This is a genomic window from Halopseudomonas xinjiangensis, from assembly GCF_900104945.1.
GTDB lineage: Bacteria > Pseudomonadota > Gammaproteobacteria > Pseudomonadales > Pseudomonadaceae > Halopseudomonas > Halopseudomonas xinjiangensis.
Genome location: NZ_LT629736.1, coordinates 3,015,324 through 3,031,434, shown reverse-complemented (window position 1 = coordinate 3,031,434; position 16,111 = coordinate 3,015,324). Strand labels below are relative to the sequence as shown.

18 protein-coding genes are annotated in these 16,111 nt (G+C 62.0%); 9 read left to right on the top strand and 9 right to left on the bottom strand.

The genetic code is table 11. From position 1 onward, the window contains the following. Positions 1-5 precede the first annotated feature (5 nt). From pstA to phoU, 3 genes are all read left to right on the top strand, one after another. Positions 6-938 (top strand): phosphate ABC transporter permease PstA, encoded by a 933-nt coding sequence (pstA, locus tag BLT85_RS14220; protein WP_093396075.1) that lies wholly within the window; start codon positions 6-8, stop codon positions 936-938. A 67-nt stretch (positions 939-1,005) separates the two neighbouring features. Next, the gene (pstB, locus tag BLT85_RS14215; protein WP_407920149.1) at positions 1,006-1,833 is read left to right on the top strand and encodes a phosphate ABC transporter ATP-binding protein PstB; all 828 of its coding nucleotides are present in this window, start codon (positions 1,006-1,008) and stop codon (positions 1,831-1,833) included. Between the two features lie 41 nt (positions 1,834-1,874). Next, positions 1,875-2,600 carry a phosphate signaling complex protein PhoU gene (phoU, locus tag BLT85_RS14210; RefSeq protein WP_093396069.1) on the top strand — a complete coding sequence of 242 codons (726 nt, stop codon included), beginning with the start codon at positions 1,875-1,877 and terminating at the stop codon, positions 2,598-2,600. 63 nt (positions 2,601-2,663) lie between these two features. Here the strand turns inward: phoU and BLT85_RS14205 are convergent, their stop codons facing one another. Further along, entirely contained in the window at positions 2,664-2,981 is a 318-nt protein-coding gene (locus tag BLT85_RS14205) for a c-type cytochrome (protein WP_093396066.1), read from the bottom strand. A gap of 262 nt (positions 2,982-3,243) precedes the next feature. Here BLT85_RS14205 and BLT85_RS14200 point away from each other — a divergent pair, with 262 nt between their 5' ends. Beyond that, entirely contained in the window at positions 3,244-4,149 is a 906-nt protein-coding gene (locus BLT85_RS14200) for a response regulator (protein ID WP_093396065.1), read from the top strand. Positions 4,150-4,173: 24 nt separating this feature from the next. Here the strand turns inward: BLT85_RS14200 and phoR are convergent, their stop codons facing one another. From phoR to BLT85_RS14180, 4 genes are all read right to left on the bottom strand, one after another. Beyond that, a complete protein-coding gene (gene phoR, locus BLT85_RS14195; RefSeq protein ID WP_093396062.1) occupies positions 4,174-5,469 on the bottom strand; it encodes a phosphate regulon sensor histidine kinase PhoR in 1,296 nt (431 codons plus the stop codon). Positions 5,470-5,521: 52 nt separating this feature from the next. Next, positions 5,522-6,211 carry a phosphate regulon transcriptional regulator PhoB gene (gene phoB, locus BLT85_RS14190; protein ID WP_093396059.1) on the bottom strand — a complete coding sequence of 230 codons (690 nt, stop codon included), beginning with the start codon at positions 6,209-6,211 and terminating at the stop codon, positions 5,522-5,524. Between the two features lie 94 nt (positions 6,212-6,305). Then, entirely contained in the window at positions 6,306-7,196 is an 891-nt protein-coding gene (gene ubiA, locus BLT85_RS14185) for a 4-hydroxybenzoate octaprenyltransferase (protein ID WP_093396057.1), read from the bottom strand. 26 nt (positions 7,197-7,222) lie between these two features. Then, entirely contained in the window at positions 7,223-7,744 is a 522-nt protein-coding gene (locus tag BLT85_RS14180) for a chorismate--pyruvate lyase family protein (protein WP_093396054.1), read from the bottom strand. Positions 7,745-7,888: 144 nt separating this feature from the next. On the opposite strand from BLT85_RS14180, the gene BLT85_RS14175 reads away from it, so the two are divergent. From BLT85_RS14175 to BLT85_RS14165, 3 genes are all read left to right on the top strand, one after another. Continuing rightward, complete coding sequence (locus BLT85_RS14175) at positions 7,889-8,056, top strand: rubredoxin (protein ID WP_093396051.1); 168 nt, start codon at positions 7,889-7,891, stop codon at positions 8,054-8,056. Between the two features lie 23 nt (positions 8,057-8,079). Next, the gene (locus BLT85_RS14170) at positions 8,080-9,234 is read left to right on the top strand and encodes an NAD(P)/FAD-dependent oxidoreductase (protein WP_093396048.1); all 1,155 of its coding nucleotides are present in this window, start codon (positions 8,080-8,082) and stop codon (positions 9,232-9,234) included. A gap of 207 nt (positions 9,235-9,441) precedes the next feature. Next, positions 9,442-9,714: an HU family DNA-binding protein gene (locus BLT85_RS14165; protein ID WP_093396045.1), complete on the top strand. Its 273-nt coding sequence runs from the start codon at positions 9,442-9,444 to the stop codon at positions 9,712-9,714. A 44-nt stretch (positions 9,715-9,758) separates the two neighbouring features. On the opposite strand, the gene BLT85_RS14160 is transcribed toward BLT85_RS14165, so the two are convergent. From BLT85_RS14160 to BLT85_RS14150, 3 genes are all read right to left on the bottom strand, one after another. Further along, positions 9,759-11,168: an aminoacyl-tRNA deacylase and HDOD domain-containing protein gene (locus tag BLT85_RS14160; protein ID WP_093396043.1), complete on the bottom strand. Its 1,410-nt coding sequence runs from the start codon at positions 11,166-11,168 to the stop codon at positions 9,759-9,761. An 81-nt stretch (positions 11,169-11,249) separates the two neighbouring features. Beyond that, positions 11,250-13,334, bottom strand: coding sequence for an ATP-dependent DNA helicase RecG (gene recG / locus BLT85_RS14155; RefSeq protein ID WP_093396040.1), 2,085 nt, complete (start codon positions 13,332-13,334; stop codon positions 11,250-11,252). 2 nt (positions 13,335-13,336) lie between these two features. Further along, a complete protein-coding gene (locus BLT85_RS14150) occupies positions 13,337-14,260 on the bottom strand; it encodes a hydrogen peroxide-inducible genes activator (protein WP_093396037.1) in 924 nt (307 codons plus the stop codon). A gap of 69 nt (positions 14,261-14,329) precedes the next feature. Between BLT85_RS14150 and BLT85_RS14145 the strand changes: the two genes are divergently transcribed. Together BLT85_RS14145 and BLT85_RS14140 are read left to right on the top strand one after the other, a co-directional pair. Continuing rightward, positions 14,330-15,175, top strand: coding sequence for an NAD-dependent epimerase/dehydratase family protein (locus BLT85_RS14145; RefSeq protein WP_093396034.1), 846 nt, complete (start codon positions 14,330-14,332; stop codon positions 15,173-15,175). Positions 15,176-15,240: 65 nt separating this feature from the next. Then, positions 15,241-15,666, top strand: coding sequence for an OsmC family protein (locus tag BLT85_RS14140; protein WP_093396031.1), 426 nt, complete (start codon positions 15,241-15,243; stop codon positions 15,664-15,666). 64 nt (positions 15,667-15,730) lie between these two features. On the opposite strand, the gene BLT85_RS14135 is transcribed toward BLT85_RS14140, so the two are convergent. Beyond that, positions 15,731-16,111, bottom strand: a complete 381-nt coding sequence (locus BLT85_RS14135; protein WP_093396029.1) for a RidA family protein — start codon at positions 16,109-16,111, stop codon at positions 15,731-15,733.

The following is a 16,111-nucleotide window of genomic DNA, read 5'->3' as shown; positions in this document are numbered from 1 at the left end:
TACCCATGAAAACGCTATCTGATAACGTGCAGTCCGGCGTCAACTACGCCTCGATTTCCCGGAAGAACCGTTCCACGGACATGGTGCTGGCAGGGGTCGGGATCTTCATTCTGTTCATCGCCATCACCACCCTGCTGGCTTTGTTCATCGACCTGGTCATGACCGGCTACCCGCGTCTGGTCGATCCGGACTTCTATACCGAGTTCCCGTCACGCAAGCCGCTCCAGGCGGGTATTCTCTCGGCCTGGGTCGGTACCATTCTGGTGATGATCGTGACCGCCGTGCTGGCCGTGCCGCTGGGTGTCGGCGCCGGTTTGTATCTCGAAGAATATGCGAGCAGCAACTGGCTGACCGATATCATCGAGATCAATGTATCGAACCTGGCCGGTGTACCCTCGATCGTTTATGGTCTGCTGGCGCTGGGTCTGTTCATCTATACCTTCGGCATGAGCGAGACCGTGCTGGTCGCCGGTATGGTACTGGCCCTGCTGATCCTGCCGATCATCATCGTCGCCACCCGTGAGGCGATTCGCTCGATTCCGAAGGAGCTTCGCGAGGCCTCCTACGGCCTCGGCGCGGACCAGTGGCAGACCATGTCGCTGTACATTCTGCCGGCCGCCAAGCCGGGTATCATCACGGGTGCGATCGTCGGCCTGTCCCGCGCCATTGGCGAGACCGCCCCCATCATTACCATCGGCGCGCTGACGTTCATCGCCTTCCTGCCGCCGGCACCGGTGCAGAGCGATTTCCCGTTCATCAGCTTCGAGTGGCTGTTCAGTCCCTTCACGGTCATGCCGATCCAGATGTTCAGCTGGATTTCCCGCCCGCAGGCGGACTTCCACCTCACCGCCGCTGCGGCAGGGGTAGTGCTGATCGTGATGACGTTTATGATGAACGCGCTGGCGATCTACATCCGCTATCGCGCCCGTAAAGGCTGAGTGCGGACCGCGTCCGCGAATGAACGATCAAGGCAGTTCTCTTATGAACGCAAAGGTTTCCCCCGATATGAGCCAAGCAGTCATGACCCAGACCAATGCCGAAAAAACGCAGGATCGTTGGTATCTCCAACCCGATGCACCGTTGCGCGCTCGTGTCGACAATCTGAAGTTCTGGTACGGCGACGGCACCCAGGCGATTGACGACATCAATCTGCCGTTGGTGGACAAGAAAGTCACTTCGCTGATCGGCCCGTCCGGCTGCGGCAAGAGTACCCTGCTGCGCTGCTTCAACCGCATGCATGATCTGTACAAGGGTGTGCGCTACTCCGGCGCAATCAACCTGTATCCGGAAAACGAAAACCTGATCGAACTCGACCCCAGCGTGGTGCGCATGCGCATCGGTATGGTGTTCCAGAAGCCGAACCCGTTCCCCAAGTCGATCTACGACAACGTTGCGGCGGGCTTGAAGATTCGTGGCATCCGCAACCGCACCCAGCTCGACGAGATCGTCGAGACGTCGCTGCAGCAGGCGGCGCTGTGGGATGAGGTCAAGGACCGGTTACACCAGTCGGCGTTCAGTCTGTCCGGCGGCCAGCAGCAGCGCCTGTGCATCGCCCGCGCTTTGGCCGTGCAGCCGGAAGTACTGTTGCTCGACGAGCCGACCTCGGCACTCGACCCGATAGCCACCGCCAAGGTGGAGGATCTGATCGACCAGCTGAACGGAAAAGTGACTATTCTGATCGTCACGCACAACATGCAGCAGGCGGCTCGCGTCTCGCATTACAGCGCCTACATGTATCTCGGCAAGCTGGTCGAATACAACGACACGCACGAGCTGTTCACGCGTCCGAAGTGCCAGCGCACCGAGGATTACATCACTGGTCGGTTCGGTTGATTCCGCGACGGGTCCAGGCCCGTACGGTCTAAGGAGCAATTATGCCCAACAAAAATGGTCATCTTCAGCACATTTCGCAGCAGTTCAATACCGAGCTCGGCCAGCTGCGTACCGATTTTCTGAAAATGGGCGGGATGGTTCAGGATCAGGTCAGCCAGGCCATCGAGGCGCTGGTCAACCAGAACACCGACCTGGCGGAAAAGACCCGCAGCGCCGACAAGGAAGTCGACCAGATGGAACGTCTGGTCGACGAGGAAGCCTACCGGGTCATCGCCAAGCGTCAGCCTACCGCCAGCGACCTGCGCCTGGTGATGTCAGTGGTAAAGATGGTCGCCGACCTCGAGCGTATCGGTGACGAGGCGAAGAAAATTTCCAAGTTCGCCATCAGCCTGAGCGAAAACGATTCCAACGTCCACGGCCCGCGCGGGTTGCTCGAGGCACGGCACATCAGCAATCACGTCAGCGAGATGGTTCGCGACGCGCTGGATGCTTTCGCCCGCTTCGACACGGCACTGGCTCTGAAAGTGATGAAGGAAGACAAGCGCGTCGACGAGGAATACAAGACCGCTACGCGTACGCTGGTGACCTTCATGATGGAAGACCCGCGCAATATCAGCAGCTGCCTGTCGATCATGTGGGTGTTCCGCTCGCTCGAGCGGGTGGGCGACCACGCCTGCAACATCGCAGAGCAGGTGATCTTCATGGTCGAAGGCGAGGACGTGCGGCACACGCCCATGGCCGAGCGCGAGAAGATCGTCGGTCACTGATCTGTCGCGATCCTACGCCATGAAAAAGCCCGCCAATTGGCGGGCTTTTTCATGATCGGTCGATCACTCGTTGAGACTGAGGATCCACTGAGCCAGGGTCTTGGCTTCTTCCTCGGTCACCGGGTTGGCCGGCATCGGGATCTGTCCCCAGGTGCCGACATGGCCGTTCTTGATGTGGTCGGCGAGCATGGCGATATTTTCTTCGTTATCTTCATACTTCTCTGCCACCTGCTTCAGACCTGGGCCGACGACCTTGGTATCCATCTGGTGGCAGGCCGCGCACGGCTTGCTCTTGAACAGCGCTTCGCCGTCCTGGGCCATGGCCGCATGCGTAGAGAGCAGGGCGCCGGCAGCGATCAAAGGCAACAGCAACTTTTTCATGGGGTGTCCTCAGGCTATCGTTGGGGGCAGCTCATGGCTGCCTCGTTCTTTGTGATTCGGGACGCGCAAACTATTGACCCCATAACTAGCAGGTTTTCTCCCCTCGGATCAACGTGCAAATTGTCGCAGGTGGTCATGCAGCCGCTGGTTTGAGCCCTTCCAATGGCCGTACGGCGGATGGTGATGGCGTTTCGCTGCAAAGTCTTGCGGTTTGGCCTTGGGTCTGCGGTAAGCTACGCACGAAGCTGATGAGAGATATCACATGGCGAAAGTATCCGTCCTGGTCGTGGACGATGCCCCGTTCATTCGAGACCTGGTGAAGAAGGCCCTGCGCAGTCATTTTCCCGGTCTGCAGATTGAAGAGGCGATCAACGGCCGCAAGGCTCAGCAGGTGCTTAGCCGGGCTGAATTCGATCTGATCCTGTGCGATTGGGAAATGCCCGAAATGAACGGTCTGGAGTTGCTCCGATGGTTTCGCGGGCAGCCTGGTACCGGCAATACGCCGTTCGTCATGGTCACCAGCCGTGGCGACAAGGAGAATGTCGTCGAAGCCATTCAGTCCGGCGTGAGTGATTACATAGGCAAGCCGTTCAGCAATGAGCAGTTGATTGCCAAGGTCAAGAAGGCCCTGCATCGCTCTGGCCGGCTCGCGCTGCTGCAAGGCGCCGCACCCAAGTCGGGCAGTGGCACCGGGCAGGACACCATCGCTGCTTTGACTGGTAATCGCCGGGCCGATCCGCCGCTCACGCCTCAGCCGGCAAAGCCGCGGCCGGTTGCGCCTGCGGAGAAGCCGACGAGTGCCGCCGCCGAAGACACCCCAGCCGCACAATCCGTGCGTGGCCAGGCCCAGCTGCGCCTGCCGGGGCAGCAGTTCGCCTGCGTGATCAAGACGCTGAGTCTGCGTGATGCGCTGGTTGTGGTGCGCCGTAGCGAGCAGCTGCCGCAGGTGTTTGAAAGCGGTGTGCTGGATCTGGAGCAGGACTCCGATCGATCGGTGGCGCGAATCAACGCTTACGTTCACGCCGTCGCGTCGATGGAAACGACCATGGACTGCGAATGGGTCAAGGTGACGCTTAGATTCGTCGATCAGGACCCGGAGAAGCTCGACTATCTCTCGCGGCTGATCGCCTCCGGTACGGCACAGCAGCATTATTCTCCCAGCGCCTGAGAACGCCGGATCGTCGCGGCCCGTTCAGACCAGGCGTTTGAGCGGGAAGTGACAGGTAAAACTGCTGCCCTGTCCGACTACACTGTTGATCTTCAGCTCGCCATCGTGGCGAATCAGCACATGCTTGACGATGGCCAACCCCAGGCCAGTGCCGCCGGTGTTGCTGTTGCGGCTCGAGTCCACCCGATAGAAGCGTTCGGTCAGCCGTGAGATGTGTTGCGGCGCTATACCCACCCCGTTATCGCGCACGCTCATGTGCGCGCCGTTGTCGTCGACCCACCAGCGAACATGAATATCGCCGCCGTCAGGGGTGTACTTCACTGCGTTGAATACCAGGTTGGAGAACGCGCTGCGCAGTTCGCCTTCGACGCCCAGCAGACGCCGGTCGGACAGGGCTTCGAGTGTGATGCGATGGTTGTGCTCGCCGGATAGCGCCTGCGCATCCTGGCGAATGGTGAGCAGCATCCGCTCGACCGCGATGGGCTTGGTTTCTGCGGCGGTATCCGAGGTCTCCAGTCGCGCCAGCAACAACAGATCATTGAGCAGGCTCTGCATGCGCCGCGCCTGCTGCTGCATCTGCATTAGCGCGCGTTTCCAGCGGGGGTTGATCTCGTCGGCGTTGTCGGCAAGGGTTTCCAGGTAGCCGACCACAACCGTCAGAGGCGTGCGCAGCTCGTGGGAGACGTTGGCGACGAAATCCTTGCGCATCTGTTCCAGGTTGTGGACCCGGGTGACGTCCCTCACCACCATCAGCCTTTCGCCATCACCGTAGCGGGTGATGGTGTACTGCAGCCAGACCCTGGCATCGATGGGCGAATGGATATCCAGCGCGTCCTTGTAGTCGCCGCCCTTTTCGAAGAAGGCAACGAAGCGAGGATCGCGAATCAGATTGGTGACCGTCTGCCCGCTGTCGGAGGGCGCACGCAGACCCAGCAGGCGTTCGGCAGCATGATTCCACCATTCCAGATGCCCATCGCGGTCGATCATCACTACGGCGTCCTTGAGCGCGGCGGTGGACGACTGGATACGCTCGATGACAGCCTGCAGGCGCTGGCGATGTCGGGCGTCGCGGCGCTGCATCTGGTAGATGGTGTCGAAGATGTCGTGCCAGACGCCGCGCGCGTCCGGCGGGGCTTCGTTAGGATGGTTCTTCAACCAGTTCTGAAAGCGCAGCAACTGGCGGAGCGTCCAGAGGACGTGGAGTGCCAGGCCGGCGACGAGGCACCAGGCAAGCTGGTCGATCAGCAAACCGAGAATGGCGCAGGCAATCAGGAGCAGGGCGAGACGATAGAGGACCGCACGGAGCCAGTTGATCGTCACGCATCACTCCCTTGTCACTGTAACGGTGTTTCAGCTGATGCTGGCCGAACGCTCAGGTTCGTGTGGAAAAGCGGTAGCCGGTCCCGCGTACTGTCTGGACCAGGTACTCGTAGTTGCTGCCCAGCGCCTTGCGCAAGCGGCGGATATGTACGTCGACGGTGCGCTCTTCGACGTAGACATTGCCACCCCAGACCTGATCGAGCAACTGCCCGCGAGTATACGCGCGCTCCTGATGGGTCATGAAGAACTGCAACAGGCGATATTCGGTCGGGCCCATTTCGGCAGGGCTGTCGTCGATGGTGACGCGGTGGCTGACCGGATCCAGATGCAGCCCGTTCACTTCGATCGGCGCCTCGCTGTCCACCGGCCCGGTGCGACGCAGGACGGCCTTGAGCCGAGCGACCAGCTCGCGAGGCGAAAAAGGCTTGGTGATGTAATCGTCGGCACCGACTTCAAGACCCTGGATCTTGTTGTCTTCCTCGCCTTTGGCGGTGAGCATGATGATCGGAATATCCGAGGTCATGTCGTCGCGCTTGAGACGACGGGCCAGCTCGATGCCGGTGGTGCCCGGGAGCATCCAGTCGAGCAGGATCAGGTCGGGCTTGCTGTCTATGATGCTGGCGTGGGCCTGCTGCGTGGTCTCCGCTTCCAGGCATTCGTAGCCGGCCATTTCTAGGGCCACCGCAATCATTTCACGGATCGGCGCTTCGTCATCAACGATCAATATGCTCTTGCCTGCCATGGTTTACCGTCTCGTTGCAGATTCCTGACATGCGCCGATTAGATAACAGATTTGTTGCAGTTGTATGACGTATCGCTTGCGATTCGGTGAAGGCTCAGCGAATCCAGTAGTCCAGGGCCAGGCCAATGAAGACCAGCAAGCCGCTCCAGTGGTTGGACAGGAACGCATTGAAGCAGGCATGCGGTTCACGTTCGCGGATCAGCCAGTGCTGCCAGGCGAAGCTGAGCAGCATGGTGCCCAGCCCGACATAGAAGAACGGCCCGAGATCGAAGCGCTGGCCGACCAGCACCAGACAGACCAGGGTCAGGCCCTGCAGCAGCGCGATGATCGCCCGGTCCGCCTCGCCGAACAGGATTGCCGTGGACTTGATGCCGATGCGCAGGTCGTCCTCGCGATCGCACATGGCGTACTCGGTGTCGTAGGCGACGGTCCAGATAAGATTGGCCAGAAACACCAGCCACATCGCCGCGGGCAGCGCTTCGGCCTGGGCCGTGAAGGCCATCGGAATCGCCCACGAGAAGGCAGCCCCGAGCACCACCTGCGGATAAAAGGTAAAGCGTTTGCAGAACGGATAGAGCGTCGCCAGGGCGATGCCGCCAAACGCCAGCTTGATAGTCAGAGCATTGGTGAACAGAACCAGCACGGCACTGATCGCGACCAGAATCGCGAACAGGATCAGTGCCTCGCGGGGTGTCACCCGGCCGGTCGCCAGGGGACGCTGCCGGGTGCGCGAGACATGACCGTCAAAGTTCCGGTCGGCATAGTCGTTGATCACGCAGCCGGCCGCGCGCATGCAGATCACCCCGAGCACGAAGATCACCAGATTTTTTAGGTCCGGGACGCCTTCGGCTGCAAGCCATAGCGCCCAGAGCGTCGGCCACAGCAATAGATAGGTGCCGATGGGCCGGTCCAGGCGCATCAGTTGGATGAAGTCGTCGGCACGCGGATGGACGCGGCGCAACGGTTTGATCAGCAAGCCAAGCAAGGCTGTTCTCCGCTCGAAAGGGCAGTTCAGTCAGCCGGCGGCCAACCGTCCAAGAATACTTCACAGACCAGCAGCCGCAAGCTGGCGTGGGAAAACTGTGACCGCCTACCCCAGAGGCCGGTATGACTGCAGCTTGAAGGCAGCCATGCGGCGGGATAACGGCTTATTTCGATGACGCTGCGTTCGATGCGCGCATCGGCGAACAGCACTTCACCAAGACTGCGCGGGCCCAGCGTGTCGAGATCCAGACCCGAATCGGCCAGCGAGGCGAGCGGGGCCACGCTGCGAGCGAACACTCGCGGTGCGCCGGCGGTGTGCAGCAAGACTTCGCGGCACCAGACGTTCTCGCCCGGCTCGATGTTCAACGCCAGGGCTTCGTCATGCCGGGCAGGCTGCACAGACTGTTGCAGCACTTCCACTCGAAAATCGTCATGTCCCGCTTCGATCAAACGGCGGGTCAACGACCCCTCGCCGCAGAGCCAGTCGAATAGCGGATCGGCAGGAGGGTGCGGGTGCTGTTGTGCAGGGAGCCACTCGGGAACGGTCACGGGGAGAATACGGTCTTCGGTGGTAAGCGAAGGCGCAAGGTTAGCACGATTGCCCGCGTCTACGCCGCCCCGCGCGCTTGGCGCTGGTGGTCGATTACGGTAGTGTCGCTGCAGTTTTTCTACAGACGGTTCGGGACGATATTCATGAAGAAGTGGCAGTGTGTAGTGTGTGGTCTGATCTATGACGAGGCCGAAGGCTGGCCGGATGACGGCATTGCGCCGGGCACCCGCTGGGAAGACGTGCCCGCCGACTGGATGTGTCCGGATTGCGGCGTGGGCAAGGAAGATTTCGAGATGATCGAGATCGGCTGATTCATCTGTTCAGGAAATATCTCGTGTCTGATTCTGCTCCGCTGTTGATCCTGGGTACCGGCCTGGCCGGTTACAACCTGGCCCGTGAGTTTCGCAAGCTCGATACCGAACGACCGCTGTGCCTGGTCACCGCCGATGACGGGCGGTTCTATTCCAAGCCGATGATTTCGACCGGCTTCGCCAAGGGCAAGGAGGCCGACGAGCTGGCCATGCAATCGGCCGAGGCGATGGCCGAGCAGCTGAACGCCGAGATCCTTACCCAGACCCGGGTCACCGGGCTCGATCCGGCCACCCGTCGCGTGCTGACCACGCAGGGCCAGCTGGCCTACAGCGATCTGGTGCTGGCCAGTGGCGCCGAGGCGCGTCGCCTGCCATGGGCCGAGGTGCTAGGCGAGCGGCTGCTGTCGATCAACGATCTGGGCGATTACGCCCGGTTTCGCGCGGCGGTCGCCGGCAAATCGGATGTGGTCATCATCGGTGCCGGCCTGATCGGTTGCGAGTATGCCAATGATCTCGCCGCAGCTGGCTTTTCCGTGCGGATCGTGGCGCCGGACACCCAGGTCATGGCCGGTCTGCTGCCGCCGGAAATTGCCGAAGCGGTGCGGGCCGGCCTCGAGGCCCTGGGTGTGCGGTTCCATTTCGGACAGGGCGTTCGGGACATCCAGCCCGGCGGTGCAGGCATCCGCGTGACGCTCGAGGACGGTACGCTGGTCGAGGGCCAGCAGGGTCTGTCGGCAATCGGTCTGGTGCCGGGGCGGGCGCTGGCTGAACAGGCCGGAATCGATGTGGCGCACGGCATCAAGGTGGATCGACGTCTGCGTACCTCCGCCGAACACATTTTCGCTCTGGGCGATTGCGCCGAAGTCGGGTCGCTGAGCCTGATGTACGTGATGCCGTTGATGGCCGCAGCCCGGGTGCTGGCGCAGAATCTGGCGGGTGGTGACGCTGAGCTGAGTTACGGACCAATGCCGATCACGGTGAAAACGCCGGCCTGCCCGCTGGTCGTCTCACCCCCGCTGACGGCAACCTCGGGGAGCTGGACCATCACTGGCGAAGGCGCTGATCGCCGCGCCCTGTTCAAAGATGAAAGCGGTCAGTTGCACGGCTATGCACTGACAGGGGCGCTGGTCAGTGAAAAGCTTCAGCTGAACCGTCAATTACCGCCATGGATGCCTTGAGATAGGCCGTCTGGCGGGTTTCGCCTGCCTTTTGTCAGCAAACGACGATGTTCTGTCCGGCTCTGTCGCCCTGAGCTCTGGCGCAACGCCACGACTCATGCCATGCTGGCTTGGCTGGGACATGCCAGGCCGCCGGGTACTGGTCGCCTTGCGCTGTCGCGAGGACGCGGCAGGAAAAACAAAAACAACAGACAATGAGGCTTCAATATGCGTAAACCGGATCTCGCCGCGGCGATTGCCGACAAGGCCGACCTGAGCAAGGACCAGGCCAACCGTGTTCTGAACGCGGTTCTCGATGAAATCACCCAGGCTCTGAGCCGCAAGGATACCGTGACCCTGGTTGGGTTCGGCACGTTCCTGCAGCGTCATCGCGGAGCCCGCACAGGGAAGAACCCTCAGACCGGTGATCCGGTCCAGATCAAGGCCAGCAACACCGTTTCCTTCAAACCGGGCAAGAGTCTGCGCGACTCGGTTAATTGAGCCCGCCGGCCGGAGGCCGTTTCAGGCCTCCGGTGCGACTACCATCATTTCCAGCCGTGCTTGAACTCGTGCACCAGCACGCGTAGGGCATCGCGCGCATCCAATACCTTGTCAGCCGCCTTTGCCGCATCGTCGCGCGACAGGTTCAGCCGCTCCAGCAGCGCATCGGGGATCGGCATCTGCGGTCCGCTGCCGATGTCACGCTCACGGAGCAACGCCAGCGTCAGGTACACCAGGTTGGCGTACACGTGCAGGTCGCCGTCATAGTTCGCGTCGTGCTGATAGCGAATCGCCGTGGAGACTTCCGCGGGCATGTCCCAGTAACGCATCAGCCAGCTACCGATCTGATCGCGGGTGACGCCTAGCAGGTGCTGTTCGATCAGGTGAGACGGCACATGCGGGTTGGCCTCCACATGCCGGCATATCAGCTTGAAGTATGGCGGGAAGATATAGGCCAATACCAGATAGCCAAAGTTGTGCAGCAGACCGGCCAGGTAATTCAGCCCCAGCTCGGGCCGTTTGTTGCGCGGCATGGCCTTGGCCAGACCTTCGATTATCGCTGCGCTGTAGATCGCCTGCTCCCAGTACTGGGTGCTGCCTTCGGCGGTGTCCTTGGGCAGGCTGAACGTCTTGCCCAGTGCTAGCCCCACCGCCAGGTTGATCACCAGATCGAAGCCCAGCACCCGACCGATCGCGTCTTCCACCGAGCGGATCTTGCCTGGGGCGGCGTAGTAGGGAGATGAAGCCCAGCTGACCACCTGGGCGGCCAGGCTGGGGTCGGTTTCTACCACGTCTGCCAGTTGTTCGATGGTCGCATCCGGGTCCACCCGCAGCTTCATGACTTTCTGCGCGGTTTCCGGTAGCGGTGGAATCTCAATGGTTTCTTCCAGCCGCTGGCGCATGCGCAAAGCCGTGAAATTCTTCACCGCATCGCTGATGTTGTTGCGGTCCTGCTCGGGGTCGCTGGGCAAGGGTTCCAGGCTGCTCAGGGGCACTGAGAAGCGGCCGGAACTGGCCTTGGATATCAGCGAGCCGATATCGTCGCTTTCGATCTCCAGATACAGGCCCGGCAGACCGCTGTCGATCCACAGTCGGTTGTGCTCGACCAGCTGTTGTTCGAATACGCAGGGAGAGCCGAAGATCATCGGCAGACCGGGAACGGTGCTGATCCCATGCTTGGCGAGGATGCGCTCGGCCTGCGCCATACGCACCGGCTCCAGCTCACGCCCGAGCAGTTCGCCGATGCGCTTGAGATCGATCAGGCGGTCACGCGGGAACAATGCCAGCAACATGCCGACGCTATCGCCTAGCAGGCAAGCCTGGACCTGTTGTGCCAGCGGCCCGAGCTGGTCCGCCTGGCGCAGGTGATAGCCAATTCCCTGCTGTTGCAGCAGCTTCTCGATCGAATCTGGCAGGCTGGTGTGGCCTGCATCGGTGACGGCGAGCGTGTTCATCAGGCGAGTTCCTTTTGGTCGGGCCGGAGGCCTCTTCAGGCTTTTTCGCTGATCTTAGCATGGCAACCGTGGCCGGACGGGTCAGACTTGCGCGAATTGCTGCCCCTGAGCCAACCACCGGTCGATAAGCGGTTGCACGCAGTCGGGATACTCGCGAGCAAGCCGTTTGGACGCTTCCTGCACAGCTGGTAGCAAATCTGCATCGCGCACCAGATCGGCCACGCGAAACTGCACCAGACCGGTCTGCCGGGTGCCGAGCACTTCCCCGGGGCCACGCAGCTCCAGGTCCTTTTCAGCAATGACAAAGCCATCGGAGCTTTCACGCATGATGCCCAGGCGTTCGCGACCCAGCGCCGACAACGGCGCGTGATACAGGAGGACGCAGTGGCTCGCGGTGCTGCCCCGGCCGACCCGGCCGCGTAACTGATGCAGCTGGGCCAGCCCCAGCCGCTCAGGGTTCTCGATGATCATCAGGCTGGCGTTGGGTACATCCACGCCGACTTCGATCACCGTGGTGGCGACCAGAAGATGCAGGTCGCCGGCCTTGAAGGCCGCCATAATCTCGGCTTTTTCCGCAGGCTTCATGCGTCCGTGGATCAACCCGATGGACAGCTCCGGGAGGATTTCGCAGAGCTCTGCCCAGCTGACTTCGGCAGCCTGCGCCTGGAGCTGCTCGGATTCCTCGATCAAGGTGCAGACCCAGTATGCCTGCCGGCCTTCCGAACACCCCGCGCGGACACGCTCGACCACTTCCTCGCGGCGGCTGTCGGAGATCAGAACCGTGTTGATCGGCGTGCGCCCCGGCGGTAATTCGTCGAGTACCGAGGTGTCCAGATCGGCGTAGGCGCTCATCGCCAACGTACGCGGGATCGGCGTCGCGGTCATGATCAACTGGTGTGGCGAGAACTGCCCGGCAGCGCCTTTGTCACGCAGGGCCAGGCGTTGCTGCACGCCGAAGCGATGCTGCTCGTCGATGATCGCCAGCCCCAGATTGTGAAAGCGCACCTCTTCCTGAAACAGGGCGTGGGTGCCGACGACCATGGCTGCATCGCCAGTAGCAATCAGTTGCAGCTGGTTGGTGCGGGCCTTGCCCTTGAGTTTGCCGGCCATCCAGGCGACGGAGATGCCTAGCGGCGCGAACCAGCGTTGGAAGTTGATGAAATGCTGTTCGGCGAGGATTTCGGTCGGCGCCATCAACGCGACCTGCCAGCCGGCTTCCAGGGCTTGCAGCGCGGCCAGCGCGGCGACCACCGTCTTGCCGGCGCCGACGTCGCCCTGCACCAGTCGCAACATCGGGCGAGGCTGCTGCAGATCACGCACGACCTCTTCGGCAACCCGGCGCTGCGCACCGGTCAGAGGAAAACCGAGTTGCCTGACATACTGGCCGGCCAGTTCGCCGCTGGCGCTCATCACCGGTGCACGGCGCGAGCGGATTTGCGCCCGCAAACGCAACATGGCCAACTGATGGGCCATCAGCTCCTCGAAAGCCAGCCGGTGCTGAGCCCAGTGGCGACCGTCCTGCAGTGCTTCCAGGTCAACGTCCGGCGGCGGCCGATGCAGCGTGCGGATTGCCTCGCGCAGAGGAGCCAGCTCGTAGTCGGCGGCGATAGCGGCTGGCAGCAGTTCGCTCAGGCTGTTGCCCGATTCAAGCCACTGCAGTGCGGCCTCGCTGAGGCTGCGCAGGCGCAACTGAGACAGCCCTTCGGTGGCCGGGTAGATCGGGGTCAGGGTTTCGGCGACCGGGGCAGCCTCCCGGCTTTCCAGGTTCTGCATTTCCGGATGGTAGATCTCCAGGCCGGACGCGCCGGGGCGCACCTCGCCATAGCAGCGCAGATGGGTGCCGCGCTGCAGGCTGGTCTTCAGTGCCGCGGAAAAGTGATAGAAGCGCAGGCTCAGGGTGCCGGTGCCGTCCTGCAGCCTGCAAAGCAGACTGCGGCGACGGCCCATGACCACGTCGGCGGCCTGCACCACGCCCTCGACCACCGCATCCATCCCCGGCCGCAGCGCGCCGATCGGTGTGACGCGCGTTCGATCCTGGTAGCGCAGCGGTAAATGAAACAACACGTCCTCGACGCTGCGCAGCCCGAGACGTTCGAGCTTCTCCGCCAGCGCCGGCCCGACACCCTTGATCACCGTCAGGCCGGTGCGCTCGGAGCGTGGCGACATCTTTACTTGGCGGCTTGCGGGGGCTGGCTGATCGAGCACAGGCGAATCGAGTCACTGAGCATCTCGACGGCCTTGGGCCGCGGGAAGCTGGCGCGCCAGGCGATGGCCACGGTGCGGTAGGGCACCGGCGAGCGGAACTGCTTGGTCACCAGCAGTTCCGAGCTGTAATAACGATCATCGGCAGCGGACATCGGCAGTACTGTCATGCCGATGCCGGAAGCCACCATGTGGCGAATGGTCTCCAGCGAACTGGATTCCACCGTGGTGTGCTTGTGTTGCTCCTCGCCCTTGCGGATGCTCGGGCAGGCTTCAAGCACCTGGTCGCGGAAGCAATGGCCTTCACCCAGCAGCAGCAGCTTGCTGTCATCCAGTTCATCAAGGGTGACCGTATCGCGGTTCGCCCAGGCATGGTTGGCCGGCACCAGCAGACTGAAAGGCTCGTCATACAGCGGCTTGGTCAGCACGTCCGGCTCGTTGAACGGTAACGCGACGATGATCGCGTCAAGCTCGCCGTTACGCAGCTTGTCACGCAGCACATGCGTGAAGTTTTCTTCGATGTACAGCGGCATCTCCGGCGCGACGCGATGCAGCTGCGGTACCAGATGCGGGAACAGATACGGGCCGATCGTATAGATAGCACCCACTTTCAGCGGCGCGGACAGCTGATTCTTGCCGGCAGTGGCCAGTTCACGAATGGCCAAGGCCTCTTCCAGCACCTTCTGCGCCTGCGCAACGATGCGCTCGCCAATCGGCGTCACCCGCACGGCGCTCTTGCTGCGTTCGAAGATCATGATGCCCAGCTCGTCCTCGAGCTTCTTGACGCCCACGCTGAGCGTCGGCTGCGACACGTGACAGCGTTCGGCGGCGTGGCCGAAGTGCTGTTCCTGGGCCAGGGTGACGATGTAGCGCAGTTCAGTGAGGGTCATGGCTTATACTGATTCCACAATGTATTCAAGCCAAGCATAGCGGGTTGGCCGATAGAGGAAAACAATCGAATGAGACAGGTAGTGATTGCCGGTTGCGGCGACCTGGGTAGCGCTCTGGCCGAGCGACTGATGGCTCGGGGCTGGGCGGTCCATGGGTTGCGTCGGGATGTATCCCGGTTGCCCGAGGGTGTGTTGCCGGTCGCCGGCGACCTTACCCGAGCCGAGTGCCCCGAAGCCTGGCCGCGGAAGGTCGATTACCTGGTCTATTGTCCTGCCGCGGGCAAGCGCGACGCCGAGTTGTACCAGCAGCTGTATGTCGCCGGCTTGCGTAACCTGGTCGGCTGGATGCGGGAGCGCCGGCAACAGGCGCGGCATCTGCTGCAAGTGTCCAGCACTGGCGTTTACGGACAAACTCAGGGCGAGTGGGTGACCGAGAATAGCCCCGCCCTGGCCGGGTCGGAAACGGCCCGGGTGCTGATCGAAGCTGAAGACGTGGCGCTGCGCAGCGGCATGCCGGCTTCGGTGGTGAGACTGGCGGGGATCTACGGTCCGGGACGCAACCGATTGATCGACCAGGTGCGCGCGGGGGTGTCGGTACCGGCCGAGCCGCCACAATACTCCAACCGCATTCATCGTGACGACGCCGCTGGCCTGCTCGAGCACCTTCTGCTCGAAGCAGAGAACGGCGAACTGCTCGCGCCCTGTTATCTGGGTGTGGATGACGAGCCGGCGCCGCTGCACGCGGTATGCAGTTGGCTCGCCGAGCAACTCGGCACGTCGCTGCAGCCTGACGGGCGCGAAATCGGCCGGGTAGGCAGCAAGCGGTGCAGTAACGAGCTTGCTCGGGAAAGCGGCTGGGAGCCAGTCTACCCAAGTTACCGGGAAGGCTACGCGGCGATGCTGAACGCGGTCTGAGCGTCGCTGGGTAATCTTCGGCGGCGAGCGTTGTCCACCGGACTCTAAACGCGGAGGGCATCACCATGAAAAAGACAGGTTCAGCTGAGTGGGAAGGTAGCGTCAAGGAAGGCTCGGGTACCATCACCACCGAAAGCGGTGTGTTGGACAGTTCACCCTATGGTTTCAACACCCGGTTCGAAGACGGGCCGGGCACCAACCCCGAGGAACTGATCGGTGCGGCGCATGCCGGATGCTTTTCCATGGCATTCTCCATGCTGCTCGGTCAGGAAGGCTACACGCCGACAAAGATTGCCACGACCGCCGAGGTATCGCTGGAGAAGCAGGCCGACGGTTTCGCCATCACCGCAGTGCATCTCGATGTCCAGGCACACATCCCGGAGATCGAAGAAAATAAATTCACCGAAATAGCCAACAAGGCCAAGGCGGGATGCCCGGTGTCGAAGTTGCTGAATGCCGAGATCACCATGGAAGCCTACCTCTCGCAGTGAGAGGCGGCGGGTACGAAAGGGTACAAAAAAAGGCGCCGAATGGCGCCTTTTTGCTGGGTGGCGATTAGCCAACGACCATCACGCCGTCCATCTCGACCGGCACGCCCTTGGGCAAGGACGCGACGCCGATGGCGGCGCGCGCCGGGTAGGGCTGCTTGAAATAGCGCGCCATGACTTCGTTGACCAGACCGAAGTGACTCAGATCAGTCAGGAAGATGTTCAGCTTGACGATATGCTGCAGCGAGCCGCCGGCCGCTTCGGCCACTGCCTGCAGGTTGTCGAATACGCGACAGATCTGCTGCTCCATGCCTTCGACGACTTCCATCGTGGCCGGGTCCAGCGGGATCTGCCCGGACAGGTATACGGTGTTGCCGACCTTGATGGCCTGTGAATAGGTGCCGATAGCGGCCGGTGCCTGGTCGCTGGTGATGACTTGCTTGTTCAT

What these genes read in the sequence shown, in the direction of transcription:
- pstA (WP_093396075.1), top strand. Translation starts at nt 6, where the DNA reads ATGAAAACGCTATCTGATAACGTGCAGTCCGGCGTCAACTACGCCTCG.
- pstB (WP_407920149.1), top strand. Translation starts at nt 1,006, where the DNA reads ATGAGCCAAGCAGTCATGACCCAGACCAATGCCGAAAAAACGCAGGAT.
- phoU (WP_093396069.1), top strand. Translation starts at nt 1,875, where the DNA reads ATGCCCAACAAAAATGGTCATCTTCAGCACATTTCGCAGCAGTTCAAT.
- BLT85_RS14205 (WP_093396066.1), bottom strand. Translation starts at nt 2,981, where the DNA reads ATGAAAAAGTTGCTGTTGCCTTTGATCGCTGCCGGCGCCCTGCTCTCT.
- BLT85_RS14200 (WP_093396065.1), top strand. Translation starts at nt 3,244, where the DNA reads ATGGCGAAAGTATCCGTCCTGGTCGTGGACGATGCCCCGTTCATTCGA.
- phoB (WP_093396059.1), bottom strand. Translation starts at nt 6,211, where the DNA reads ATGGCAGGCAAGAGCATATTGATCGTTGATGACGAAGCGCCGATCCGT.
- BLT85_RS14175 (WP_093396051.1), top strand. Translation starts at nt 7,889, where the DNA reads ATGAAGAAGTGGCAGTGTGTAGTGTGTGGTCTGATCTATGACGAGGCC.
- BLT85_RS14165 (WP_093396045.1), top strand. Translation starts at nt 9,442, where the DNA reads ATGCGTAAACCGGATCTCGCCGCGGCGATTGCCGACAAGGCCGACCTG.
- BLT85_RS14160 (WP_093396043.1), bottom strand. Translation starts at nt 11,168, where the DNA reads ATGAACACGCTCGCCGTCACCGATGCAGGCCACACCAGCCTGCCAGAT.
- recG (WP_093396040.1), bottom strand. Translation starts at nt 13,334, where the DNA reads ATGTCGCCACGCTCCGAGCGCACCGGCCTGACGGTGATCAAGGGTGTC.
- BLT85_RS14150 (WP_093396037.1), bottom strand. Translation starts at nt 14,260, where the DNA reads ATGACCCTCACTGAACTGCGCTACATCGTCACCCTGGCCCAGGAACAG.
- BLT85_RS14145 (WP_093396034.1), top strand. Translation starts at nt 14,330, where the DNA reads ATGAGACAGGTAGTGATTGCCGGTTGCGGCGACCTGGGTAGCGCTCTG.
- BLT85_RS14140 (WP_093396031.1), top strand. Translation starts at nt 15,241, where the DNA reads ATGAAAAAGACAGGTTCAGCTGAGTGGGAAGGTAGCGTCAAGGAAGGC.
- BLT85_RS14135 (WP_093396029.1), bottom strand. Translation starts at nt 16,111, where the DNA reads ATGAACAAGCAAGTCATCACCAGCGACCAGGCACCGGCCGCTATCGGC.